This window comes from Kitasatospora sp. NPDC059462 (assembly GCF_042749955.1).
Lineage (GTDB): Bacteria > Actinomycetota > Actinomycetes > Streptomycetales > Streptomycetaceae > Kitasatospora.
In genome coordinates, this window is sequence record NZ_JBHYUU010000077.1 from 10457 (window position 1) to 34977 (window position 24521).

Below are 24521 nucleotides of genomic sequence, written 5' to 3' on the forward strand. Positions count from 1 at the left end.
GGCACGGAGGTGCCGCCGGACGACGAACCGTCCGGCGGCACCCTCCCCCGGCTCAGGCGGACCCGGCGCCCGCGCGCCGCCGCAGCAGCCAGAAGCCGCCGATGCCGCCCGCGACCAGCAGCGCGCCGCCCGCCAGCTCGGCCGGGTTCGCCGCGATCGAGCCGCCGAGACCGGTCTTCACCGCGCCGTGCGGGGCGACCTGCTGGCTGCCGGCACCGGACTGCCCGAGGGAGCCCGCCCACTCCCCGGCCGCCTCGCTCCACCCGCCGAGGCCGGAGGGCGCGGAACCCGCGGCACCGGCACCGGCACCGGCACCGGCACCGGCGCCCGCACCGGCCCCCGCGCCCCCGCCCGTGGACACCGAGACCGTGGTCACCGTGACGCTGGTGGCGAAGGCGGCGCCGTCCGGGCAGGTCCCGTCGACCTTGTTGTCGCCCCCGTACTTGCCCGCCAGCCGGGCGGATCCGGTGTGCTTGCCGTCGGAGCCGAGCGTCAGGGTGGCGGGGCCGCCCTCGAAGGCCGGCGAGTTGGCGGTGATCGTCTTGGCGGTGGGCTTGTCGGACTTCTCACAGGCGACCGTGACCGTCACGGTCTGGCCCGGTGCGGCCTGGGACGGGCTGACCGAGGCGGCGCCGTCCTTGGCCAGCGCGAGGGGGGCCGTCAGGCCGGTCAGCAGCGTCGCGCCGATCAGGGCGGCGGCGGCCGTACGCGTGGGGCGCATACCGGAACCTCCGGGATTCTCTCGGGCGCGGCCGGGGACTCCTACGTCCACGTGATCGAACAACCACACCCGGTCACCCCCCGACGGTAGGCACCCGCCGCCCGCCCGGCCACCGCTCTGGCCCGTTCGGGCGAGCCGCCGCCACCCGGCGTCACCGCCCGCCGGCCACCCGCCCGGCCGTCAGAGGTCCAGGTCGACGACGACCGGGGCGTGGTCCGAGGTGCCCTTGCCCTTGCGCGCCTCCCGGTCGACATAGCTGTCGGTGACGGCGTCCACGAAGGGCTTGTTGGCGTAGGTGAGGTCGATCCGCATGCCCCGGTTCTTCGGGAAGGCCAGCTGGCGGTAGTCCCAGTAGGTGTAGGGGCGGTCGTACTTCAGCGGGCGCGGCACCACGTCGTGCAGCCCGGCCGCGTCGAGGGCGGCGAGGGCGGCCCGCTCGGCGGGGGTGACGTGGGTGAGGCCCTCGAAGGCCGCCACGTCGAAGACGTCCTCGTCGCTCGGCGCGATGTTGAAGTCGCCGAGGACGGCGAACGGGCGCTCGCCGGCCGCGTCCTCCAGCGAGGCGCGGCGCAGCGCCTCCAGCCACTCCAGCTTGTAGCGGTAGTGGGCGTGGTCGACCTCGCGGCCGTTGGGCACGTAGACCGACCAGACCCGGACCGGGCCGCAGGTGGCGGCGACGGCGCGCGGCTCGACGTCGGGCAGCAGGGCGTCGTCGGCGAGGTAGCCGGGCTGCTCGGGCAGGTCGCGGACGACGTCGTCGAGGCCGATCCGGGAGACGATCGCCACGCCGTTCCACCGGCCGGTGCCGTGGGCGGCGGTCTCGTAGCCGAGCTCGCGCACCGGCTCGTAGGGGAAGGCGTCGGCGGCGCACTTGAGCTCCTGGAGGCAGAGCACGTCGGGCTTGGCGCTCTCCAGCCATTCGAGGAGCTTGGGCAGCCGCGCGGTGACGGAGTTGATGTTCCAGGTGGCGATGCGGACGGTCACGGCGGGCGGCCTTCCCGGTGGCGGTTCAGGTACGGGTGCGGGGTGGGCGCCCGGGGGCCGCAGTGGCCCCGGTGGACGCCCACCCCGAATCTACCGAACGGCACCGACAGTCCGGCCCGGCCTCGACACACGGGCCTCGACACGCAGACCTCGACACGCGGGCCGCACGGCGCGGGCCCCGTGGCACCGGCCGCCCGGCTCCCGCCTCACGGCGCCGGCCGCACCACCGCCGCCGAGCCGCCGCCGCGGCGCACCGGTTCGGCCGCGGCGACCCAGCGGCCGTCCGGCAGCCGCTCGACGCCGGTCGCGGCACCGATCTCCGGCGTGGCGGCGAACACGTGGCCGAGCGCCTCCAGCCCGGTCCGCTCGGGCAGCGCCAGGAAGGCCGGCTCGGCCTGGGTGGCGGCGGTGTTGCGCTGGCTGGCGCGCGGCGCGGCGATCGCCTGCTCCAGGCTCAGGCCCCGGTCGAGGCGGCCGAGCAGCACCTGGAGGGTGGTGGTGATGATGGTGGCGCCGCCGGGCGAGCCGGCGGCCAGCAGGGGCTCGCCGTCGCGCAGCACGATGGTCGGCGAGAGCGAGGAGCGCGGCCGCTTGCCGGGGCCGGGCAGGTTGGGGTCGGGCACCCCGGGGAACAGCGGGGTGAAGTTGAAGTCGGTCAGCTCGTTGTTGAGCAGGAAGCCGCGGCCGGGGACGGTGATGCCGCTGCCGCCGGTCTGCTCCAGGGTGAGGGTGTAGGAGACGACGTTGCCCCAGCGGTCGGCCACCGTGAGGTGGCTGGTGCTCAGGCCCTCGTAGGGCTCGGCGGCGGGCGCCGGGGCGGCGTCCGGGCAGCCGGCCGGGTGACGCGGGTCGCCGGGGGCGACCGGGCTGGTGAGCGCGCGGTCGGGCCGGATCAGGCAGGCCCGGGAGGCCGCGTACCGGGCGGAGAGCAGCTCCTTCGTCGGCACGTCGTTGAACGCCGGGTCGCCGACCCAGCGGTTGCGGTCGGCGAAGGAGAGCCGCGAGGCCTCCAGGAAGTGGTGGTAGTACTGCGTGGCGTCGTAGTCGGCGACCTCGCCGTCCTCCAGGATGCCGAGCGCCTCGCCGACCGTGGTGCCGCCGGAGCTGGAGGGGGCGATCGAGTAGAGGTCGTAGTCCCGGTAGGCGACGTGGGTGGGCTGCTGGCGGCGGACCCGGTACGCGGCCAGGTCGGCGGCGTCCACCTGCCCGGGGCGGGCGTTGCGGCCGGAGGCGGGGTCGACCGGCGGGTGCTGGACGGTGCGGACGATGTCCTCGCCGATCGCGCCCCGGTAGAGCGCCTCGGTGCCCTCCTTGCCGAGCTGGCGGTAGGTGGCGGCGAGATCGGGGTTGCGGAAGGTGGAGCCGACCACCGGGAGCGCGCCGCCGGGCAGGAAGAGCCGGGCGGTGTCGGGGAAGTCCTTGAACCGGGCCTGGTTGAGCGCGGTCTGGTCCTGGAAGGTCTGGTCGACGGTGAAGCCCTGCTCGGCGATCCGCTGGGCGGGCTTGAGGTTCTCGGCGAAGCTGCGCCGGCCCCAGAGCCCGACGGCAGTCTCCCAGGTGGCCGGGGAGCCGGGGACGCCCACCGACAGGCCGCTGGTCACGGCGTCGGCGAACGGCAGCGGTGCGCCGTTCTCCAGGAAGAGCGAGGTGTCGGCCTTGCGGGAGGCGGTCTCCCGCCCGTCGATGGTGTGCACCCGGCCGGTGGCGTGGTCGTAGTAGACGAAGTACCCGCCGCCGCCGATCCCGGCCGAGTACGGTTCGGTGACCCCGAGCGCCGCGGCGACCGCCACCGCCGCGTCCACGGCGTTGCCGCCCTTGCGCAGGACCTCGATGCCGGCCGCCGTGGCGTCGGCGTCCACGCTGGCCACCGCCCCGCCCCAGCCGACCGCCTCGGGCACCTTGGCCGGCGGCGCCGCCCCGGCGGGTCCGGTGGCGGACCACACCAGGGCGGTGGCGAGCAGGAGCGACGGGGCGACGCGGGCCAGTGCTCTCATCCGATACTCCTCTGAGTCGACGTCAACTCCGTTGTTTCACAGGAGCCATGACCCCGACAACAGTGCCGCGTCGCTACCAACGGGTAGTTGACGGCGGGCAACCGTTCGGACGACGCCGCGCGGTCACGGCACGGCGCGCTCCACCCGGCGGCGCTTGATGGTGCGGAAGCGGCGGGCGACCTGGCGGGCGAGGTCGGCGGCGCCGACGAGCCCGGCCTCGTTGCCGAGGGCCGCGTGCACGATGGTCGCCTCGGGCCGGAAGCCGCGGCCGGTGAGGGTGCGGCGGAAGGTGTCGCGGGCCGGGCCGAGCAGCAGGTCTCCGGCCTCGGAGACGCCGCCGCCGATGACGAAGCGGCCCGGGTCGAGGGCGGCGGCCAGGTTGGCGATGCCGACGCCGAGCCAGGTGCCGACCTCGTAGAGCAGCTCGGTGGCGGTCGGGTCGCCGGCCCGGGCGGCCTCGGTGACCAGCGGCCCGGTGATGCCCTCGACGGTGCCGCCGGCCCGGGCCAGCAGCGGCTGGACCACCGGGGACTCCTCGGCGACCAGCTCGCGGGCGTCGCGCACCAGCGCGTTGCCGGAGGAGTACTGCTCCCAGCAGCCGCGGTTGCCGCACGGGCAGCGGTGGCCGCCGGGCACCACCTGCATGTGCCCGAACTCGCCGGCCAGCCCGTACCTGCCCCGGTCCACGAAGCCGTCGCGGACGACGGCGCCGCCGATGCCGGTGCCCAGGGTGAGCATCACCATGTGCTCCTCGCCCCGGCCGGCGCCGAAGCGCCACTCGGCCCAGGCGGCGGCGTTGGCGTCGTTCTCGACGACCACCGGGAACCGCAGCCGGGCGCTGAGCGCCTCCCGCAGCGGCTCGCCGCGCCAGTTGAGGTGCGGGGCGAAGAGCACGGTGGAGCGCTCGGCGTCGACCCAGCCGGCCGCGCCGACGCCGACCGCGTGGACGTCGTGCCGGTCGGCGAGCTCCAGCACCAGCTCGACGATGACGTCCTCGACGACCTTGGGGCTCTTGGACTTGTGGGGCGTGTCGGTGCGCAGCTTCTCCAGCACCTTGCCCTCGCCGTCGACCACGCCGGCGACGACCTTGGTGCCGCCGATGTCGACGCCGATCGTCGGCAGCCGGAGCACGCCGGCGGGCAGCGCCCGGCGGCGGCGCTCGGCGCGCGGCCCGAGGCCGAGCAGGGTGGGCAGGACCGGCGGACGGCTGCCGCCGTGGGGGCTGGTCACGGCTGCGGACGCTCCTTGGTGCCGGGATCGGTGGTCGGGCCATCGGTCGGGCCGCTGCTCGGGCCGCTGCTCGGACCGGGGGTCGGGCCGGCGTCCGGTCCGGTGGCCGGTCCGGTGGCCGGGCCGCCGGGGACGCCGGGGGCGCCGGCCCGGGACAGCTCGTGGGAGAGCTCGGCGAGGTCGGAGCCGCCGGCCATCTCGGTGGTGAGCTGTTCGAGGCCGATCTCCGCCCGGGGGTGGCTGCCGGCCATCCGGCCCCGCTTGAGCAGGGTGAAGTGGTCCCCGACCAGGTACGCGTGGTGCGGGTTGTGGGTGATCAGCACGACGCCGAGTCCGGCGTCCCGGGCGGCGGTGACGTACTTGAGCACCACCCCGGACTGCTTGACGCCGAGCGCGGCGGTCGGCTCGTCCAGGACGAGCACCTTGGCGCCGAAGTGCACGGCGCGGGCGATGGCCACGCACTGGCGCTGCCCGCCGGACAGCGTGCCGATCGGGCGGTCGACGTCGGGCAGGTCGATGCCCATGTCGGCGAGCGCCCGGCGGGTGGTGGCGCGCATGCCGTCGGCGTCGATCCGCAGCCCGCCCCAGCGCTTGTGCCCCTGCTCGGAGCCGAGGAAGAAGTTGCGCCAGACGGGCATCAGCGGCACCACGGCGAGGTCCTGGTAGACGGTGGCGATGCCGCGGTCCAGGGCCTGGCGCGGGGAGTCCAGCCGGACCTCCTCGCCGGCCACCGTGAAGGTGCCCTCGTCGTGCCGGTGCAGCCCGGCGATGATCTTGATCAGGGTGGACTTCCCCGCGCCGTTGTCGCCCAGCACGCAGCTGATCTCGCCGGAGCGCAGGGTCAGCGAGACGTCCTCCAGCGCGCGCACGGTGCCGTAGGTCTTGCCGACACCCCGCAGGGAGAGGAGCTCGGTCATCGGGGCCCCCGTTCGGCGCGGCGCTTGACGAAGGAGTTCAGCAGGGCGGCCAGCAGCAGCATCGCACCCAGGAAGAACTTGAACCAGTCGGGGTTCCACTGGGCGTAGATGATGCCCTTGCTGGCCATGCCGAAGATCAGCGCGCCGAGTGCGGAGCCCACCACCGAGCCGTAGCCGCCGGTGATCAGGCAGCCGCCGATGACGGCCGCGACGATGTAGATCAGCTCGTTGCCGACGCCCTCGCCGGACTGCACGGTGTCGAAGGAGAACAGCAGGTGCTGGCCGAGCACCCAGGCGCCGAAGCCGACGAACAGGTAGAGCACGGTCTTCGTCCGGGCGACCGGGACGCCCACCGCGCGGGCCGCGTCCGCGTCCCCGCCGACCGCGAAGATCCAGTTGCCGAACCGGGTGCGCAGCAGCACCCAGCTGCCGGCCAGCAGCAGGCCCAGCCACCACCAGACGGTGGCCTTGACGGTCAGCCCGCCGACGGTGACCTCGGAGGCGAACAGCCAGCGGCAGGAGGCGAAGCCCTCCATGTCGGAGATCGGCTTGGTGGTGACGGTGCCGGAGACCGCCTTGGTGACGCCGAGGTTGGCGCCGGTCAGCATCAGGAAGGTGCCGAGGGTGACGATGAAGCTCGGCAGCTTGGTGCGCGCCAGCATCCAGCCGTTGAACAGGCCGACCGCCAGCGTGACGGCCAGCGAGGCCAGCACGCCGACCCAGGTGACGGCGGTGAGCTGGTAGGAGACCATCGACGAGGTCAGCGCGGCGGTGGTGACCAGGACGCCGGCCGACAGGTCGAACTCGCCGCCGATCATCAGCAGTGCGACCGGGACGGCCATGATCCCGATGGTGGAGGCGGCGTACAGCACGGTGCCCAGCGAGGAGACCCGCAGGAAGGGCTCGGCCACGGCGGCGAAGACCAGGAAGACCGCGGCCGCCGCCAGCAGCGCGCCCAGCTCGGGCCGGCCGGCCAGCCGGCGCAGCGCGGCCGGGCGCTCCCGGCGCTCGGCGGCCAGGACGTCGGAGGTGCTCACCTGGTCCCCCTCGCGACGTACTCGGCCAGGGCGTCCGCGTTCTCCTTGGTGAGGATCTGCGGGCCGGTGGCCACCGGCCTGCCGCCGCCGAGCATGTTGAGGTTGAAGCGGTAGAGCCAGATCAGGTCGACGCCCTCGTAGCCCTGGAGGTAGGGCTGCTGGTCGACGGCGAAGCCGACGGTGCCCGCCTTGAGGCCGGCCACCACCTGGGTGCCCAGGTCGAAGGTGTCGAGCTCGACCGGGCGGCGGGCGTCCTGGACCGCCTGGAGGCCGGTGGCCGCCATCGGGCCGGAGAGGGTGAGCACGGTGTCGATCGCCTGGTCGGCCTGGAGCTTGGCGGAGATCGCCGCCCGGGCGTCGGGCATGTTGACGCCGTCGACGTACAGCACCTGGAAGGCGCCGCCGGAGGTGCTCCGGGCGCCGGAGCAGCGCTGCTCCTGGCCGACGTTGCCCTGCTCGTGGATCACGCACAGGACGTTCTTGCGGCCGCGCCCGGCGAGCTCGGTGCCGGCGGCCTGGCCGGCGGTGGCCTCGTCCTGGCCGATGTGGGTGAGCGCGCCGAACTTCGCGGAGAACTCCTGGCCGGAGTTGATGGTGATCACGGGGATGCCGGCGGCCTTGGCCTTGCCGAGCACGTCGGCCATCGCGTCGCCCTTGGCGAGGGTGACCAGCAGGCCGTCGACCTTCTGGTCGATGGCGGCCTGGACGAGCTGGACCTGGTTCTGGGTCTGCGCGTCGTTGGAGTACAGGAAGGTGATGTTGTCCTTGGCGGCGGCCTGCTCGGCGCCCTTGCGCACGGTGTCCCAGAAGGCGTCGCCGGCGCCCGCGTGGGTCACCATGGCGACCTTCCAGCGCGGGGTGGTGACGGCGCCGCCGGCGGTGGCCGCGGCCTTGGCGCGGGCCTCCTCGGCGCGTCTGCCTCCGGTGCTGCTGCAGCCGGCGACGGCGACCGTGAGGGCCAGGACGGCCAGCGCGGCGGCGAGGGGCCTCAGCCGGCGGACGGGACTCATGCGGGTTGTGCTCATCCCCATAGTCTCGCTTCCCGGCGCACGCGCTTTCGCACCGCCTCGCCCGGTGGGGCGATCCGTCCGGACGGTATCGTGCCCCGCGGGGGGATTCCTGGGAGTCCGCTGGGTGCGACGTCCGGACGAGGTCCGCCGGGGTGGCAGACTGGTGCGGGCCCGAAATGGGGAGCTTCGCGTGAACGTGATGTTCCTCTCAGGTTCCGCACAGATTCGGACGGCAACCGATCCCCGTTCCAGGCCGTCTGATGCCATTGAGGTGGCGCTCCGGGCGAGTGGGGCCCGAGCGGCTTCGAACCCGGATACGAGAACTTCATGCAACTGACAGGTACGCCATTCTTCATCTGCACGGTCATTCTCGTGCCGGTCTCCATCGCGGTGGCGATGTGGTTCTGGGGACGGGTCAAGGGCCCCAAGCCGGTGCGCGTCCTGTCCAGGCTCGCCATGCTCGTGTTCTGCCAGGTCACCGCGGTGGTCATGGTCTTCGTGATGGTCAACAACGCCAACCTCATCTACGGCAACTGGGACGACCTGCTCGGCACCGGCAACCACGTCCGGGCGGTGCCCTCCGTCCCGCCGCAGGAGCCGGCCGCGGCCGGCGGCCAGGGCGTGGCCCCGGCGGCCGGTGCCGGGGGCGGCGGCGGTGCGCCGGCCGGTGACGCGGCCCACCCGCCGGCCAACAAGGTCCAGCAGTCCTTCCGCGGCGTGGACGACCCGAAGGTGCCGGGCGACGTCCAGAAGACCGACCTGAAGGGCCAGCTGTCCGGGGTCGACGGCGAGGTGCTGGTCTGGCTGCCGCCGCAGTACAACGACCCGGCGTTCAAGGACCGGAAGTTCCCGGTGGTCGAGCTGATCCCCGGCTACCCGGGCTCCTCCTCCACCTGGTACGGCACGCTGAAGGTCTCCGAGCAGCTCAAGCCGCTGATGCAGCAGGGCAAGGTGGCGCCGTTCATCCTGGTCTCGCCGCGCACCCTGCTGCTGGGCAACCACACCGACGCGGGCTGCACCGACGTGCCGGGCAAGGTCAACGCGGACACCTGGCTCACCCGGGACGTGCCGCAGATGATCCTGGACAACTTCCGGGCCGACCCGTCCTCCGACCGCTGGGCGATCGCCGGCTACTCGGCCGGCGCGCACTGCGCCGCCAAGCTCTCGCTCGCCCACCCGAACCGCTACCGGGCCGGCGTCAGCCTCTCGGGCTACAACGACCCGGCGACCGAGAAGGACTCGCTGGTCGGCAAGGACCCGAAGCTGCGCGAGGCCAACAACCCGGTCGCCCTCGTCAAGGGCGCCGCCCAGCCGCCGAAGGTCTCGCTGTACGTCTCCGGCAACAAGGGCGACGGCTACGAGGACGGCCAGGCGATCGCCGCCGCCGCCAAGGCGCCCACCACCGTCCAGGTCGTCGAGACCACCGGTCCGCACTCCAGCGACGTGTGGAAGGACATGGTGCCGGGCGTCTTCGAGTGGCTGACCGGCATCATCCCGGCCCAGTGACCCGCGCGCGCCGAGGCCCCCGGAGCACCACGCTCCGGGGGCCTCGGCCGTCGCGGCGCGCTCAGCCCAGCGCGAGCGCCAGGTAGAAGTCCACCCGGTCCTCCAGGCGGGACAGGTCACGGCCGGTCAACTCCTCGATGCGGCCGATCCGGTAGCGCAGGGTGTTGACGTGGACGTGCAGCTGCGCGGCGCACCTGGTCCACGAGCCGTCCGCGCGCAGGAACGCCTCCAGGGTGCGCACCAGCTCCGCCTGGTGCTCCTGGTCGTAGGCGATCACGGTGTCCAGCAGCCGGCCGCGGAAGGCCCGGCGGACCTCGTCCGGGACGGCCGCGAGCAGCAGCACGTGCGAGGCCAGCTCCTCCGGCCCGGCCACGCCGACCCGGCCGGGCCTGGCGTCCGCGATCCGGCGGGCGTGCCGGGCCTCCTCCAGCGCGCCGCGCAGGCCGGCCGCCTCCCGGGCGGGGGCGGAGACGCCGACGGTGATCCGGCCCTCCGGCCCGAGCCCGGCCTCCAGCGGGGCGAGCAGCTCGCGCAGCGCCTCGGCGGGCACCGGGCCGTCCGGCGCGGGCATCACCACCACCGCGCCGGTCCCGGCCCCGGCGACGAGCGCGCGGTCGGTGCCGGCGTCGAGGGCCTCCTCCAGGACGGCCCGCACCACGCCCTCGGGCAGGCCGGTGCCCTCGGCGCTGGCCACCAGCCAGGCGCCCTCCCCCGCCGGGCCCGCCGGGCCGGGCCCCCGGTAGCGGGCGGCCGTCGCCGCGGACGCGTCCAGGGTGCGGCCGATCTCCGCCGGGTCGGCGTCGCGCCGCAGCAGGGCGAGCAGGTCGTCGGCGAGGCCGCGGCGCAGCCGGCGGCCCTCGTCGCGGCGGTGGCGCTCGGCGGCGACCAGCCGGGCGAGGTTCTCGGCGAGCTGCTGGCGCTTGGCGCTCCACTCGGTGACGTCGCCGGCGACCACGAGCATCCAGTCGGCGAGCGGGACCGGGACCGGCGGGGCCGGGGCCGGCGGTGTGGCGGGCGCGGGCAGCAGCGAGTAGGGGCCGGCCGCCAGCCGGACCCGGTGCGGGGGCCGGCGGCGCCGGGACTGGGCGGTGAGGTGGGCGCGGACCAGTTGGTCGCGGTCCTCGGCGGTCAGCCGGTCGGCGGGGCCGGCGATCACCGCGCCGGTCGGGGCGAGCACCCAGCAGTCGAGGTCGAGGTCGCCGCCCAGCAGGTCGAGGACGGCGTCCAGTCCCCCGCCGCCGGCCGCCGAGACCAGCATCCGGTGCCGGTCGACGAGGGCGGCGAGGTCCGAGGCCCGGTCCGCCGAGACCTGGCGGCCGACGAACTCGGTGACGGTGCCGAAGGCGATGTCGTCGGGCACCGCGAGCAGCGGCATCCGGTGCCGGCGGCAGGCCTCGACGAGGTCCTCGGGGACCGGCCCGACCTCGGCCTCGCCGGCCGCGAGGGCGACCGCGCCGCCGGCCGCGAGGGTGCGCACGAACCGCTCGGAGTCGGCCGGGCCGGAGCGCCAGAGCATGCCGGTGAGGACCAGCTCGCCGCCGTGCAGGTACCGGCCCGGGTCGTGCAGGTCGGTCGTCATCACCCCGCTGACCTGCCGGTCCAGCTCCTCCTCGGCCGCGAGCAGACGCAGGCGCGGGGCGCCGGGGGCGAGCAGGTCACGGACACGCATCCGCGGGCTCCTTCGGGGCTGGGGGTGGGGTGAGGGTGGTCCGAGCGCTCGGTCCGCGGTCACAGTCTGCCCGAACACGCGTGCTCGGCGTGACGTCCCGGGGCCGCCCGGGCCGAGGGTCCCCCCGGGTGCCGGACCGCCGGGCCGTGCCCGGGAGGCGCGGCCGGACTACGGTCGTAGGTGGGGCCGCGCGCGGGCCGGACCGCGGCGCTGTCCCGCCGCACCGGCCCCTTGGAGGAACGTACAGGATGCCGGGCTCCCCGGCCGCCGGGGTTTCATGCCATCGGTGACTGCCCGGGGCCCGGTCGCGGGGGTTCACTGGCCGGACGGCGCCGGACACACCCCGTGACCGGACGGCGACCACGCGAGGAGGCGCCCGATGGAGTTCCTCCGCCCCGCGAGCTGGGACGAGGCGCTCGCCGCGAAGGCCCGGCACCCGGACGCGCTGCCGCTCTGCGGCGGCACGGACGTCATGGTCGAGCTGAACTTCGACCTGCGCCGCCCGCCCGCGCTGCTCGACCTGACCCGCGTCGCCGAGCTCACCACCTGGTCGGACGACGGCGCGGTGGTGCGGCTCGGCGCCGCCGTCCCGTACAGCCGGATCATCGCCGAACTGTCCGGCCCGCTGCCCGGCCTCGCGCTGGCCGCCCGCACCGTCGGCTCCCCGCAGATCCGCAACCGGGGCAGCGTCGGCGGCAACCTGGGCGCGGCCTCGCCGGCCGGTGACGCGCACCCGGCGCTGCTGGCGGCCGGCCGGGACGTGGCCGTCGAGGCGGCCTCGGTGCGCGGCACCCGGCTGATCCCGATCGACGCGTTCTACACCGGGGTGAAGCGCAACGCCCTGGCGGCCGACGAGCTGATCCGCGCGGTGCGGATCCCGGTCGCCGACGGGCCGCAGCAGTTCGCCAAGGTCGGGCCCCGCAACGCGATGGTGATCGCGGTCTGCGCGTTCGGCTTCGCGCTGCACCCGCGCACCGGCACCGTCGGCACCGGGATCGGCTCGGCCGCCCCCACCCCGCGCCGCGCCGTCGAGGCCGAGGAGTACCTGCGCGGGGAGTTCGCCGGGCGCGGCCTGTGGGAGGGCGGCGGCGCGCTGGAGGCCGGGCTGGTCCGGCGCTTCGGCGAGCTGGTCGCGGCCGCCGCCGCGCCGATCGACGACGTCCGCGGCAGCGCCGCCTACCGGCGGCACGCGCTCGCCGTGATCGCGCGGCGCACCCTCACCTGGACCTGGAACGAGCACCGCCGGCAGATCAGGAGCGCGGCATGAGGGTCACCTTCACCGCCAACGGCAGACCGGTCGAGGCCGACGACGTGTGGGAGGGCGAGAGCCTCCTGTACGTGCTGCGCGAACGCGTCGGCCTGCCCGGTTCGAAGAACGCCTGCGAGCAGGGCGAGTGCGGCTCCTGCACGGTCCACCTGGACGGCGTGCCGGTCTGCGCCTGCCTGGTCGCGGCCGGCCAGGCGCAGGACCGCGAGGTGCGCACCGTCGAGGGCCTGGGCGGGGAGGACGGTGCCCTCGGCCCCGTCCAGCAGGCGTTCCTGGACGCCGGCGCCGTCCAGTGCGGCTTCTGCACCCCGGGGCTGCTGGTGCAGACCGACGCGCTGCTGGCCCGGGACCCGCGGCCGTCCGACGCCGACATCCGCGAGGCGCTGTCGGGCAACCTGTGCCGGTGCACCGGGTACGAGAAGATCATGGACGCGGTGCGGCTGGCGGCCGCCCGGACGGCGGGGCGGTGAGCGGATGGACGCGCACGCCCGCCGGGTGGACGCACGCGCCCGGACCGCGGACGCACCGGCCGCCCCCGCGACCGCGCCGGCCCGCGGCGTCCGGGGGGAGAAGAGCCTCCAGGACCTCCGGCAGAGCAGCCCGGACGGCATCGGCGGCTCGCCGCTGCGCCCGGACGGCGCGCTGAAGGCACGCGGCGAGTTCGCCTACTCCTCCGACCTGTGGCACGAGGACATGCTCTGGGGCACGGCGCTGCGCTCGCCCCACCCCCGGGCCGCCATCCTCTCGGTGGACGTCTCCGGGGCGCTCGCCGTGCCCGGGGTCGCGGCGGTGCTCACCCACGAGGACATCCCCGGCACCGCGTACTACGGGCTGGACGTCGCCGACCAGCCGGCCCTGGCCGTCGACCGGATCCGCTACCAGGGCGAGCCGATCGCCCTGGTGGCCGCCGACCATCCGGAGACCGCCCGGCGCGCGGCGAAGCGGATCGCGGTCGTGTACGAGGTGCTGACCCCGATCGTCACCGAGGAGCAGTGCCTCGACCCGGGGACCCACGGCTACGTGCACGAGCCGCACGAGTACCGCGCGCACGCGCGGGGCAACGTCTGCCACGAGCAGTGGGTGGTCTCCGGCCTCGGCGTCACCGACGAGGTGCGGGCGCGGGCCGACGTGGTGGTCCGCGGCACCTACGAGGTCGGGATGCAGGACCAGGCCTTCCTGGGCCCGGAGTCCGGGCTGGCGGTACCGGCCGGGGACGGCGGCGTCGACCTCTACGTCGCCACCCAGTGGCTGCACGCGGACCGGCGGCAGATGGCGCCGGTGCTCGGGCTGCCGGAGGAGAAGGTCCGGCTCACCCTGGCCGGCGTCGGCGGGGCGTTCGGCGGCCGCGAGGACCTCTCGATGCAGATCCACGCCTGCCTGCTGGCCCTGCGCACCGGCCGCCCGGTCAAGATCGTCTACTCCCGGGACGAGTCGTTCTTCGGCCACGTCCACCGCCACCCGGCGCGGATGACCTACGAGCACGGCGCCACCCGGGACGGCCGGCTGGTCTACTCCGACGCCCGGATCGTGCTGGACGGCGGCGCGTACGCCTCCACCTCCCCGGCGGTGGTCGGCAACGCGGCCTCGCTCGGCAACGGCCCCTACGTGATCCCGAACGTCCGGATGCACGCCCTCGCGCTGTACAGCAACAACCCGCCCTGCGGGGCGATGCGCGGCTTCGGCGCGGTGCAGGCGGCGTTCGGCTACGAGAGCCAGATGGACCGGCTGGCCGCCGCAGTCGGCATGGACCCGGTGGAGTTCCGGCAGCTCAACGCCGTCCGGCAGGGCGACCGGATGCCCACCGGCCAGGAGATCGACGCGCCCGCGCCGGTCGCCGAACTGCTGCGGCGGGTCAAGGAGCGGCCGCTGCCGCCGCCGCTCGCCCCGGACGGCCCCGACCAGCGGGAGCTGCCCGGCGCGCTGTCCAACTCCACGCACGGCGAGGGGGTGGTGCGCGGCGTCGGCTACTCGGTGGGCATCAAGAACGTCGGCTTCTCCGAGGGCTTCGACGACTACTCCACGGCACGGGTGCGACTGGAGGTGATCGGCGGCGAGCCGGTCGCCCTGGTGCACACCGCGATGGCCGAGGTCGGCCAGGGCGGGGTCACCGTGCAGGCGCAGATCGCCCGCACCGAGCTGGGCGTCGAACACGTGACCATCCAGCCGGCCACCACGACCGGGATCGACTCGGCCGGTTCGACCTCCGCCTCCCGGCAGACCTACATGACGGGCGGCGCGGTCAAGCTGGCCGCCGAGGCGGTCGCGCGGGAGCTGATCGAACGGGGCCGGCGCCGCCACGGCTGGACCCAGCGGGACCTCGCGCTCGCCGGCGGCGAGGTCGTCTCCGCGTCGGCCGGCCCGCTGGCCGCCGTCGCCGACCTGCTGGGCGACGAGCCGATCGACCTGACCCGGGTCCACCGCCACCGTCCGACCTTCCCCTTCGACCGGGAGACCGGGCAGGGCCGGGGCCACGTCCAGTACAGCTTCTGCGCCAACCGCGCGGTGGTCGACGTGGATGTCGAACTCGGCCTGGTCAAGGTGGTCGAGCTGAGCGCCGTCCAGGACGTCGGCCGGGCGCTCAACCCGCTGTCGGTGGTCGGCCAGATCCAGGGCGCCTGCACCCAGGCGCTGGGGCTCGCGGTGATGGAGGAGATCCTCCTGCGGGACGGCGAGGTGCGCAACGCCTCCTTCACCGACTACCTCGTCCCGACCGTCCTGGACACCCCGCCGATCCCGGTCGAGCTGCTCGAACTGCCCGACCCGCACGCCCCGTACGGGCTGCGCGGGGTGGGCGAGGCGCCGACCGTCTCGGCCACGCCGTCCATCGTGGCGGCCGTGCGCGCCGCCACCGGGCTGGCGCTGAACCGGATCCCGGTGCGGCCCGAGCACCTGACCACCGAGCGGCCCGGGCCGCTCTGACCGGCCGCAGGGCCGCCGCACCGCGGCCCTGCCCGCGCGGGAGCGCGCCGGGCCCCACGGGTGCCCGCCGCCGTACGGGATCGTTCTCCCTGCGGCGGCGGTGCCCCCGGCGGGCCCGGTTCGCCTACCCTCGAAAGCGCGAAGGAGCTCCCGTCATGCAGGACATCGCCGAGCAGCTGCTGGCCTGGCACGCGTCCGGCCGCCCCTTCGCCGTGGCCACCGTCGTCGGCGTCACCGGCAGCGCCCCGCGCGACCCGGGCGCCGCGCTCGCCGTCGACGCGGACGGCGAGGCCGTCGGCAGCGTCTCCGGCGGCTGCGTGGAGGGGGCCGTCTACGAGCTGTGCCGGACCGCCCTCGCCTCCGGCGAACCGGTGCTGGAACGGTTCGGCTACGGCGACGAGGACGCCTTCGCCGTCGGCCTGACCTGCGGCGGGGTGCTGGACGTGTTCGTCCAGCCGGTCGTCCCCGGCGCCGATCCGGCGCTCGACGCGGGCATCGCGCTCATCGCCGCCGGCACCCCCGTGGCGCTCGCCCGGGTCGTCGCCGGGGGCGCGGGGCCGCTCGGTGCGACCCTCGCCGTCACGGCAGCCGGCCACCACGGCACCCTCTCCCCCGCGCCGCCGACGCCGACCACGCCGACGCCGCTGGAGCGGGCCGTGGTCGCCGAGGCGCGCGCCATGCTCGACGCGGGCCGCACCGGCCGGCTCGTGCTCGGCCTCGACGGGCGCCCCTGCGACGACCGCGCGCGGGGCACCGTCACCCTGTTCGTCGAGTCGTACGTGCCGGCGCCCCGGATGCTGGTGTTCGGTGCGATCGACTTCGCCGCGGCGGTCGTGCGGATCGGCAGGTTCCTCGGCTACCACGTCACCGTCTGCGACGCCCGGCCGGTCTTCGCCACGGAGCGGCGCTTCCCCGACGCCGACCGGGTGGTCGTCGACTGGCCGCACCGCTACCTGGACTCCCAGCTGGACCGGCTGGACGGGCGCACGGTGGTGTGCGTGCTCACCCACGACCCCAGGTTCGACCTGCCGCTGCTGGAACGCGCCCTGCGGCTGCCGCTCGGCTTCGTCGGCGCGATGGGCTCGCGCCGCACCCACCGCGAGCGCGCGGCCGGGCTGCGCGCCGCCGGGCTGACCGAGGCCGAACTCGCCCGGCTGCACTCGCCCGTCGGCCTCGACCTCGGCGCCCGCACGCCCGAGGAGACCGCCATCTCGGTCGCCGCCGAGATCGTCGCCCACCGGCGGGGCGGCGGGTGCCTGCCGCTGAGCGCCGGGGACGGGCCGATCCACCACGACCGCGCGGACGGCGGCGCCCCCGGCGCGGCGGCGCACGGCGTCACGGGCCACGGCGGCGCGGGCCACGGCGGCGCCGGGCACGGCCTCGCGGCGGGCCGGGCTCAGCTCACCACGTTGTAGGCCTCGCAGATCATCGGCGCGGCGGTCGCCATGCCCACCTCGCGCAGGATCGGCAGCAGCACGGCCGCGAAGTGCTCGAAGGCCTCCCGGGACTCCCAGACGTCGGTGACGTGCCAGCCCCCGCCGTCCGGCAGCGGACCGGCCGCGTGCAGCAGCAGGCCGCGCACCGGCCAGTCCTCGGGCCGGTGCAGCCCGGTGCCGCCGGTCAGCCGGTCCACCGACTCCTCGTACTGCTCCCGGGTGACCCCGGGGAGGTCGAACACCGCGATGATCGCCATGGGGCGGCTCCTGTGCCTGCCTGCCGACGGCCCGTCACCGCCCGGTCGCCTCCAGTGCAGCCCGCGGGTCCGCGCGGCGGCCAACCCGGTACCGCCGAACGGGTGAATTGCGGCCCCCGTGCGGCGGCGGGAGGCTGGAGACGAGGACTCACCCGAGCCCGGGAAAGGGGCACCGCCATGCGTGCGTTGCTGGAGATCGAACTCGACACCCAGACGGCCAACCGCGCCGTCGCGGACGGCGCCGTCGCGGCGACGTTCGACCGGATCATGGCCGACCTGAAGCCCGAGGCCGCCTACGCCTTCCCGCGCAACGGCCGGCGCTGCCAGATCGTCGTGGTGGACGTCCCCGACGAGGCCGCCGTCGTCAAGATCTGCGAGCCCTTCTGGCTGGAGTTCAACGCCCACATCGACATGCACATCTGCATGGACCCGGAGCAGCTGAACGAGGGTCTGAAGCGGCTGGGCCGCTGAGCGCCCGCCGCTCCCCCGGCCGTCAGTCGGAGACCGCCAGCTTCAGGCCGAACCCGACCACCACCACACCGGTCACCCGGTCCATCGCCCGGCGCGCCGCCGGCCGGCGCAGCCGGCCGCGCAGCGCCCGGGCGAAGCCCACCAGCACCAGCGACCAGAGCAGCCCCTCCACCACGTGCACGCAGGTGAGCGCGACCCCGGCGGCGAAGTGCGGCGCCCCCGCCGGGATGAACTGCGGCAGCACCGCCACGTAGAAGACGCCCACCTTGGGGTTGAGCAGATTGGTCAGCAGACCGCGCCGCCAGCCGGCCGCCAGGCCGCCCGCCGGGGTCTTCTCCCCGTCCGCCCCCGGCTCCGGCTGCTCCTCGCCGCCGCCCCCGGCCCGGGCGCGGATCATCCCGATCCCCATCCACACCAGGTAGGCGGCGCCCGCCCAGCGCAGCACCTCGTAGCCGACCCGCGAGGCGGTGAGCAGCGCCGTCACCCCGGCCGAGGTGAACGTCCCCCAGAGCAGCGTGCCGGTCTGGATGCCGAGCACCACGCCCCAGGCCTGCCGCCGGTGGCCGAGGGCCGAGGTCCGCAGGATCAGGGCGGTGTCCAGCCCCGGGGTGAGGGTCAGCAGCCCCACGACGAGGGCGAAGGACCAGAGGGCGGTCGTCATTTCCATGGGCCCTCATCGTACGGGGGCACGGAACGTCGGCCGTACCGGATTTCCACCTGCGCTTTCCCGGTGGCTGGGCGGGTCAGGCCAGTCGCCGGACCCGCTCGGCGACCCGGCGGCCCTCCTGCCGGGTCGGGTCGTACTCCACCCGCTGGCCCTCGGTCAGCACCCGGTCCCCGCCCCCCGCCGGCAGGATCGAGTCGTAGTACACGTACAGCGGCGGGCCGTCGTCGTCGGGGGTGATCAGGCCGTACCCGTGGTTCGCGTGGTAGGACTGCACGGTGCCGGTGGCCATCGGGTCTCCTCGGGTCCGGTGGTGGGCGCGTGGGCCGAACGCCCCCCGGCCCTCCATGATCGGTGCTGGACCGGCCGGGCGCGCCCCGGCCCGAACGGGAGGACGGCCCGCCGATGCGCACCGCACGGGCGATCTCACTGCTCCTGCTGCTCCAGGCGCGCCGCAGCATGACCGGCGCCGAACTGGCCGCCGAGCTGGAGGTCTCCGAGCGCACCGTGCAGCGCGACGTGCTGGCCCTGGCCGAGGCCGGCGTCCCCGTGTACGCCGACCGGGGGCGGGCCGGGGGCTACCGGCTGCTCGACGGCTACCGCACCCGGCTGACCGGCCTCGACCGCGCCGAGGCGGAGGTGCTGCTGCTGGCCGGACTGCCCGGGCCGCTCGGGGACATGGGTCTCGCCGATCCGGCGCTGGCCGCCCGGCTCAAGGTCGCCGGCGAGCTCGGCGGCGCCCCGGCCGCCGGGGCCCGGCGGTTCCACCTGGACGCGCCCGGGTGGTTCCGCGACGCACCCGTGCCGCCGCTGCTGGCCGAGGTCGCGCGGGCGGTGTGGGGCGGGCGGCTGCTGCGGGTCCGCTACCGGCGGCGCCCCGGGGCGGACCCCGGCGCGGAACCCCCGGTCGAGCGGGTGCTGCAGCCGTACGGGCTGGTGCTGAAGGCGGGCACCTGGTACCTGGTCGCCCGGCCGGACGAGGACGGCCCCGGCGAAGGCCCCGAGGACGGCCCGGCCGGCGGCCCGGCGGTGGCCGGCCGTGTCTACCGGGTGGACCGGCTGACCGCCGCCGAGCCGCTGGCCGACCGGCCGTTCGAACGCGACGAGGCGTTCGACCTCGCCGCGTTCTGGGACGCCAAGGCCGCCGAGTTCGCCCGTTCGCTGCTGCGCGAGCGGGTGACCGTACGGCTCAGCCCGCACGGCGTCGAGCGCCTGCCGCACCTGCTCGAACCGGTCGCCGTCCGGGAGGCGCTCGCCGGCGCCGGGGAGCCGGACGGGCACGGATGGGTGACCGTCCGGCTCCCCGTCGAGTCCCTGGACGTCGGCTACGAGGAACTGCTGCGGCTCGGACCGGAGGCCGAGGTGCTCGACCCGCCGGCGCTGCGACGGCGGCTGGCCGGGGCGGCGGCCCGCGCCGCCGCCCTCTACGGCCCGCCTCAGCGGTAGCCGGCCGGGTCCGGCGGGCCGTCCGCGCCCTCGACGTCCACCAGGTAGCGGAAGGCGTCCGGGCGGCTGCCGTCCAGATCGGTGAAGCCGTACTCCACGGCCAGGCCGCCGCTGGAGAGCGAGGTGCCGTTGAACCGCGCGGCCCCGGGGTCGGCGGCCAGCGCCACCACCGCGCGTCCGACGTACAGCGGGGACTCCGAGATGCCGAACTGCGGCTCGGCCGCCGTCGCCTCGCGCCAGGTCTCCTCGGTGACGCCGAAGTGCTCCAGCATCATCTCCGAGCGCATCCACCCGGGCGTCAGCGCCACCGCCGTCGCCCCGCGCGGACCCAGCTCGTGCCCCAGCGCGAACGCCATCCGCAGTACGGCTGCCTTGGCGACGTCGTAGAAGAAGGAGTTGCGGTAGCGGGTGCCGTTGTACTCCGCGGTGCCGTCCGTCATCTCCACCACCAGCCCGCCGGGGCGGCGCAGCAGCAGGGGCAGCAGGTGGTGGCTGGTGATCGCGTGCGTCTCGACGGCCAGCCGCAGCAGCCGCAGCCCCTTGTCGAGGTCGTGCTCCCAGACCGGGAGGTCCCACGCGAAGAGCTGCTCACCGCCCCAGATGTCGTTCACCAGGATGTCCAGCCCGCCCTGCTCGGCCTCGATCCGCGCGGCCACCGCCGCCACCTCGGCGGGCACCAGGTGGTCGGCGCGCACCGCGATGCCGTGCCCGCCGGCCGCCGTCACCAGGGCCGCCGTCTCCTCCAGGGTCTCCGGGCGCCCGTACTCGCCCCGGTGCCCCTCGGCGCTGCGCCCCGTCCCGTACACCGTCGCCCCGGCGGCGCCCAGCGCCACCGCGATCCCCCGCCCGGCCCCGCGCGTCGCCCCCGCGACCAACGCGACCTTCCCCTTCAGCGGCTGCTCCGTCATCCCTCGCCCTTCCTCGCGGCCCGTGGTGTCTCCACCCGTCACCACCGATGCTCCCCCGGAATCCCGACACCTCCTGTCGGGATTCCGGCAGAAGCTCGACCGGGAATGCGAGGGCCGTCCGTCAGCCGGCCGAGCCGGGTGGAACCACCCACCGGCTCGGCCGACCCGGCACGGCGGCGATCACGGCACTGAGCCTGTGATACCGGATTCACGCTTGTCCGGCGTCAAAGACCCGTGGGCCGCTCAGGTGACGTCGAGGCGGGCGGCGAGGCGGAGGAGGCCGGGGGCGAGGCGGCTGAGGAAGCGGGCGGCCCTGGCCTCGGGGGTGACCGGGACGACGGGCTTGTTGGTGCGGACGGCGGCCAGGATCGCGGTGGCGACCTTCTCCGGCGGGAAGCCGCGGCGGGCGTAGAGGCGGGCGGCGCGGGCCTGCTTGGCGGCCTGTTCGTCGGCGGTGCTGGCGGAGAAGGTGGAGGTGCGGGTGATGTTGGTGTTGACGATGCCGGGGCAGATGGTGGACACGCCGATCCCGTGGCCGGCGAGTTCGGCGCGCAGGCAGTCGGAGAGCATGAACACCGCGGCCTTGCTCGTGGCGTAGGCGGTGAGCGCCTTGGACGGCAGGTAGGCGGCCGCGGAGGCGAGGTTGACGATGTGGCCGCCCTCGTCGCGCTCGGCCATCAGGGCGCCGAAGGCCCGGCAGCCGTGGATGACGCCCCAGAGGTTGACGTCCAGGACCCGCTGCCACTCCTTCTCGGTGGTCTCCAGGAAGGTCCCGGAGTGGCCGATGCCCGCGTTGTTGACGACCACGTCGGGCACGCCGTGCTCGGCGGCGACCTGCTGGGCGAACGCGTCGACCGCGGCGCCGTCGCCGACGTCCACCCGGTAGGCGTACGCGGCCGGGCCGAGCAGCCCGGCCAGCTCGGCGGTGCGGCGGGCCGCGTCGAGGTCGAGGTCGCAGACCACCACCCGGGCGCCCTCCTCGGCGAAGGCGAGCGCGGTGGCCCGGCCGATGCCGCTGCCGCCGCCGGTGATGACGACCAGCCGGCCGTCCCCGGGCACGGCCGCCTCGGACCCGGACGCGCCGGTCCCGGTGCGGGTGATGTGTTCGCGGACCATTCCTGCCACGGTGGTTCCCTTCTCCAGCAGCGCGGACCAGTGGGTGGCGCGCAGGGTGCGGCGGGTCAGCCTGGGCGCCCAGCGCTCCAGGCCCTCGGTGAGGTGGCCGCCGACGAAGCGGTCCTCGGTGAGGGTGATCACCTGGACCGGTACCTCGGTGGGGCGTTCGCGCGGGTCGCGCAGGACCGGGCGCATGTTGGCCCGGTAGAGCTCGATGCCGCGCACCGCGTCGCGCCGCAGGCTGGGCTGCGGGTGGCCGGGGCGCGGGGTGATGCCCTCCAGCCGGTGCAGCAGCCGCGGCCAGGCGCGGGCGAGACCGAGCCGCCAGACGCCGGGAGCGAGGAAGGGCAGGTGGAAGGCGGTGATGTACCAGGAGTCGAGGCTCTGGGCGAGCAGCTGCTTCAGGTGCCGCGGGGTGGGGCGGCGCAGGCGCTCGCGCAGCCAGAAGCCCACGTGGTCGAGGCAGGGGCCGGAGAGGGTGGTGAAGGAGGCGAGACGGCGTTCGGCCCCGGGGGCGGTGACGGCCTCCCAGGACTGCAGCGAGCCCCAGTCGTGGGCGACGAGGTGCACCGGGCGGTCGGGGCTGACCGCGTCGGCGACGGCGAACAGGTCGGCGGCGAGCTGTTCGAGGCGGTAGCCGGAGCGGTCGGCGGGCACGCCCGAGGCACCGGCGCCGCGCACGTCGTAGCGGACCACGTGGTGGTCGCGGGCGAGGTCGGCGGCGACGTCGTCCCAGACCGCGTGGGTGTCGGGGTAGCCGTGGACCAGCAGCACGGTGGGCGCGGCCGGGTCGCCCTGCTCGTGGACGGCGAGCGGCAGGCCGCCGGAGCGGACCGTGCGGCGGCGGGTGGGGGTGCTCATCGGGCGGCTCCCTCGGGGGCGGTCACGGCGGTGGCGACGGGGGCAGTATTCCAGCGGCGGACGTGCGGGAGGTCGTCGTCCAGCCAGTAGGCGTCGTCCTCCGTCACCACCAGCAGCTCCTCGAACTTGATGCCGGTCTCGCGGAACCCGATGTGCGGCTCCACCGCCCACAGGCCCGGGGTGGGCGCGTGCCGGGAGGAGCGGCCGTCCGCCCACAGCGGCGAACGGCCGTGCAGGCGCTCGCTGACGAGTTCGCGGCCGAGCGTCTGGAGGGTGCGCACGCCGAAGCCGAGGAGGTTCACCCCGGCGGGGCCGCGCGCCGTCGTCCGGGTGACCTGGTGACCGATCACCCGGCCCGGGTAGACGCGGTGGCGGTTGTCGTAGCCGTGCGCCTCGATCTGGGCGTCGACGGCCGCGTAGACCTCGGAGAGCGGCTTGCGGGCGCGGACCTCGGCGAGGATCAGCTCGCGGTAGACCCGCAGGTCGGCGGCGAGGCGGTCCCAGACGCGGTTCTCGCCGACCTTGCCGCCGTAGCCGATGTCGGCGGTGTAGCCGTCGACGACGGGCGCGCAGTCCAGCACGTACGGCATGCCCTCCTGGAGGCGGCGGTTGCCGGCGAAGAACTGCAGCGGGGTGTGGAAGTGACGGAACGCCGTCCGGTCGCCGAACCACGCGAAGGGGACGTGGAAGAAGTCCTGCACGCCGGCGGCGACCAGGCGGCGGCGCAGCTGGGCGGTGGCCTGGCGTTCGGTGACGCCGGGTTCGATCCAGGCGGCGACCTGCTCGGCGCAGTCGTAGGCGAGCTGCTGGGTCTCCCGGAAGCGCGCGAGGTCGCGCTCGGTGAACGGGAAGGCGGGGGTGCGCGGCACGGCGGGGCTCCTTCTGGGCTACGGGGCGGTGGAGCTGGGCGCGACTAGACGTCGAGCACGAGGGTCTCGCCCCCGGCGGCGCGGGAGACGCAGGGCAGCAGGGCTCCGGCGGCGCGCTGCTCGGGGGTGAGGCGGCGGTCGCGGTGGTCGGCGGTGCCGGCCAGCAGCCGGACCTCGCAGGTGCCGCAGAAGCCCTGCCGGCAGGAGTACGCGAGGTCGGGGCGGGCCTCGCGGAGCACGTCCAGGGCGGAGCGGTCGGCGGGGACGGCGAGGTCGGGGCCGTCGGCGCCGAGGCGGAGGGTGAACGGCTCGCCGTCGGTGACCGGGGCGGCGCCGAAGCGTTCGAAGTGCAGGGAGGCGGCGGGCGAGGCGTCCAGCGCCTGCTGCACGGCGGCCAGCATCGGGGCCGGGCCGCAGCAGTAGACGGCGGCGCCGCGCGGGGCGTGGGCGAGCAGTTCGGCGCCGGTGGGCGGGCCGCCGTGCTCGTCGTCGGTGCGCAGGCGGACCCGGTCCGGGTCGAGGGCGCGCAGTTCGGCGGCGAACGGGAGGGTGTCGGCGCTGCGGCCGGTGTGGACCAGCCGCCAGTCCAGGCCGTGCCGGCGGGCCTCGCGCACCATCGGGAGCAGCGGGGTGACGCCGATGCCGCCGGCCAGCAGCAGGACGGCCGGTTCGGCGCAGAAGGCGAAGCCGTTGCGCGGGCGGCGGGCCGTGAGGCGGGTGCCGGGCCGGACGGTGTCGTGGATCTCGGCGGAGCCGCCGCCCCCGTCGGGCAGCCGGCGCACCGCGATCCGGTAGCCGGCGCGGTCGGCGGGGTCGCCGCAGAGCGAGTAGTGGCGTTCGCGGCCGGAGGGGAGCGTGAGGCGCAGGTGGGCGCCGGGCTGCCAGGCCGGGAGGTGACCGCCGGAGGGGTCGGCGAGGGTCAGCTCGACGGCGTCGGCGGCGACGTCGCGGCGGGCGGCGACGACCAGGTCCAGCGCCGGGACGGGGGTGCCGAGGGGGCGCCGGGGGTTGCGGCGCAGCAGCGGGCCGCCGAGGGCGGGGCTGTAGCGGTCGCCGAAGGCGGTGAGGAAGCGGAAGAAGGTGTCGGCGCGGGGGCGGCCGTAGAGGTCGGGGGGCGGGGTGCGCAGGTCCATCCGGCGGGGTCCTTGGGGGCTCGGGTGGTACGGGCTCGGGGGTTCTGGGGCGGGCTGGCGGGCGGGCGGGTCGGCGTCGGCTCGGCGGCCGGGCGGGCCGGTGGCC

Annotated in this window: 22 protein-coding genes; 7 read left to right on the forward strand and 15 right to left on the reverse strand. The window is 75.6% G+C overall.

Features of this window, described 5'->3' with window-relative positions:
* Positions 1–52: 52 nt before the first annotated feature.
* The 7 genes from ACFXAM_RS20045 to ACFXAM_RS20075 all read right to left on the reverse strand — a co-directional run bounded on the left by ACFXAM_RS20045 (position 53) and on the right by ACFXAM_RS20075 (position 7908).
* On the reverse strand, positions 53–721 hold the full coding sequence (locus tag ACFXAM_RS20045; protein WP_380293005.1) for a hypothetical protein: 669 nt from the start codon (positions 719–721) through the stop codon (positions 53–55).
* A 180-nt stretch (positions 722–901) separates the two neighbouring features.
* Entirely contained in the window at positions 902–1705 is an 804-nt protein-coding gene (locus tag ACFXAM_RS20050; RefSeq protein WP_376085398.1) for an exodeoxyribonuclease III, read from the reverse strand.
* Positions 1706–1911: 206 nt separating this feature from the next.
* On the reverse strand, positions 1912–3699 hold the full coding sequence (ggt, locus tag ACFXAM_RS20055; protein ID WP_380293007.1) for a gamma-glutamyltransferase: 1788 nt from the start codon (positions 3697–3699) through the stop codon (positions 1912–1914).
* 123 nt (positions 3700–3822) lie between these two features.
* Positions 3823–4929: an ROK family glucokinase gene (locus ACFXAM_RS20060; RefSeq protein ID WP_380293009.1), complete on the reverse strand. Its 1107-nt coding sequence runs from the start codon at positions 4927–4929 to the stop codon at positions 3823–3825.
* Complete coding sequence (locus tag ACFXAM_RS20065; protein ID WP_380293011.1) at positions 4926–5846, reverse strand: ATP-binding cassette domain-containing protein; 921 nt, start codon at positions 5844–5846, stop codon at positions 4926–4928. Before ACFXAM_RS20065 ends, ACFXAM_RS20060 begins: the two co-directional genes overlap by 4 nt.
* Positions 5843–6883, reverse strand: a complete 1041-nt coding sequence (locus tag ACFXAM_RS20070) for an ABC transporter permease (RefSeq protein WP_380293013.1) — start codon at positions 6881–6883, stop codon at positions 5843–5845. Before ACFXAM_RS20070 ends, ACFXAM_RS20065 begins: the two co-directional genes overlap by 4 nt.
* Positions 6880–7908, reverse strand: a complete 1029-nt coding sequence (locus ACFXAM_RS20075; protein WP_380293016.1) for a substrate-binding domain-containing protein — start codon at positions 7906–7908, stop codon at positions 6880–6882. Before ACFXAM_RS20075 ends, ACFXAM_RS20070 begins: the two co-directional genes overlap by 4 nt.
* A 357-nt stretch (positions 7909–8265) precedes the next feature.
* Here ACFXAM_RS20075 and ACFXAM_RS20080 point away from each other — a divergent pair, with 357 nt between their 5' ends.
* Positions 8266–9399: an alpha/beta hydrolase gene (locus ACFXAM_RS20080; protein ID WP_380293020.1), complete on the forward strand. Its 1134-nt coding sequence runs from the start codon at positions 8266–8268 to the stop codon at positions 9397–9399.
* Positions 9400–9460: 61 nt separating this feature from the next.
* Here the strand turns inward: ACFXAM_RS20080 and ACFXAM_RS20085 are convergent, their stop codons facing one another.
* Positions 9461–11068, reverse strand: coding sequence for a PucR family transcriptional regulator (locus tag ACFXAM_RS20085; RefSeq protein WP_380293022.1), 1608 nt, complete (start codon positions 11066–11068; stop codon positions 9461–9463).
* 379 nt (positions 11069–11447) lie between these two features.
* Here ACFXAM_RS20085 and ACFXAM_RS20090 point away from each other — a divergent pair, with 379 nt between their 5' ends.
* The 4 genes from ACFXAM_RS20090 (at position 11448) to ACFXAM_RS20105 (ending at position 16669) form a co-directional block, all read left to right on the forward strand.
* A complete protein-coding gene (locus ACFXAM_RS20090) occupies positions 11448–12335 on the forward strand; it encodes an FAD binding domain-containing protein (protein ID WP_380293024.1) in 888 nt (295 codons plus the stop codon).
* On the forward strand, positions 12332–12805 hold the full coding sequence (locus ACFXAM_RS20095; protein WP_380293026.1) for a (2Fe-2S)-binding protein: 474 nt from the start codon (positions 12332–12334) through the stop codon (positions 12803–12805). Before ACFXAM_RS20090 ends, ACFXAM_RS20095 begins: the two co-directional genes overlap by 4 nt.
* A gap of 4 nt (positions 12806–12809) precedes the next feature.
* Positions 12810–15254 carry a xanthine dehydrogenase subunit D gene (gene pucD / locus ACFXAM_RS20100; RefSeq protein ID WP_380293028.1) on the forward strand — a complete coding sequence of 815 codons (2445 nt, stop codon included), beginning with the start codon at positions 12810–12812 and terminating at the stop codon, positions 15252–15254.
* A gap of 155 nt (positions 15255–15409) precedes the next feature.
* The gene (locus tag ACFXAM_RS20105) at positions 15410–16669 is read left to right on the forward strand and encodes an XdhC family protein (RefSeq protein WP_380293030.1); all 1260 of its coding nucleotides are present in this window, start codon (positions 15410–15412) and stop codon (positions 16667–16669) included.
* On the opposite strand, the gene ACFXAM_RS20110 is transcribed toward ACFXAM_RS20105, so the two are convergent.
* The gene (locus tag ACFXAM_RS20110; protein ID WP_380293032.1) at positions 16651–16947 is read right to left on the reverse strand and encodes a hypothetical protein; all 297 of its coding nucleotides are present in this window, start codon (positions 16945–16947) and stop codon (positions 16651–16653) included. The two genes, ACFXAM_RS20105 and ACFXAM_RS20110, sit on opposite strands and share 19 nt — an antisense overlap.
* Positions 16948–17124: 177 nt before the next feature.
* Here ACFXAM_RS20110 and ACFXAM_RS20115 point away from each other — a divergent pair, with 177 nt between their 5' ends.
* Positions 17125–17418, forward strand: a complete 294-nt coding sequence (locus ACFXAM_RS20115; protein WP_380293034.1) for a hypothetical protein — start codon at positions 17125–17127, stop codon at positions 17416–17418.
* Between the two features lie 22 nt (positions 17419–17440).
* On the opposite strand, the gene ACFXAM_RS20120 is transcribed toward ACFXAM_RS20115, so the two are convergent.
* Positions 17441–18085: a LysE family translocator gene (locus tag ACFXAM_RS20120; protein ID WP_380293036.1), complete on the reverse strand. Its 645-nt coding sequence runs from the start codon at positions 18083–18085 to the stop codon at positions 17441–17443.
* Between the two features lie 76 nt (positions 18086–18161).
* Positions 18162–18374, reverse strand: coding sequence for a cold-shock protein (locus ACFXAM_RS20125; RefSeq protein WP_380293038.1), 213 nt, complete (start codon positions 18372–18374; stop codon positions 18162–18164).
* A gap of 113 nt (positions 18375–18487) precedes the next feature.
* Between ACFXAM_RS20125 and ACFXAM_RS20130 the strand changes: the two genes are divergently transcribed.
* Positions 18488–19528 (forward strand): helix-turn-helix transcriptional regulator, encoded by a 1041-nt coding sequence (locus ACFXAM_RS20130; RefSeq protein ID WP_380293040.1) that lies wholly within the window; start codon positions 18488–18490, stop codon positions 19526–19528.
* On the opposite strand, the gene ACFXAM_RS20135 is transcribed toward ACFXAM_RS20130, so the two are convergent.
* From ACFXAM_RS20135 to ACFXAM_RS20150, 4 genes are all read right to left on the reverse strand, one after another.
* Positions 19519–20436: an SDR family oxidoreductase gene (locus ACFXAM_RS20135; protein ID WP_380293042.1), complete on the reverse strand. Its 918-nt coding sequence runs from the start codon at positions 20434–20436 to the stop codon at positions 19519–19521. The genes ACFXAM_RS20130 and ACFXAM_RS20135 overlap by 10 nt on opposite strands.
* Positions 20437–20679: 243 nt before the next feature.
* Positions 20680–22413, reverse strand: coding sequence for an SDR family oxidoreductase (locus ACFXAM_RS20140; RefSeq protein ID WP_380293044.1), 1734 nt, complete (start codon positions 22411–22413; stop codon positions 20680–20682).
* The gene (locus ACFXAM_RS20145) at positions 22410–23282 is read right to left on the reverse strand and encodes a M24 family metallopeptidase (RefSeq protein ID WP_380293046.1); all 873 of its coding nucleotides are present in this window, start codon (positions 23280–23282) and stop codon (positions 22410–22412) included. Before ACFXAM_RS20145 ends, ACFXAM_RS20140 begins: the two co-directional genes overlap by 4 nt.
* 44 nt (positions 23283–23326) lie before the next feature.
* Positions 23327–24415, reverse strand: a complete 1089-nt coding sequence (locus tag ACFXAM_RS20150; protein WP_380293048.1) for a PDR/VanB family oxidoreductase — start codon at positions 24413–24415, stop codon at positions 23327–23329.
* Positions 24416–24521: the final 106 nt, after the last annotated feature.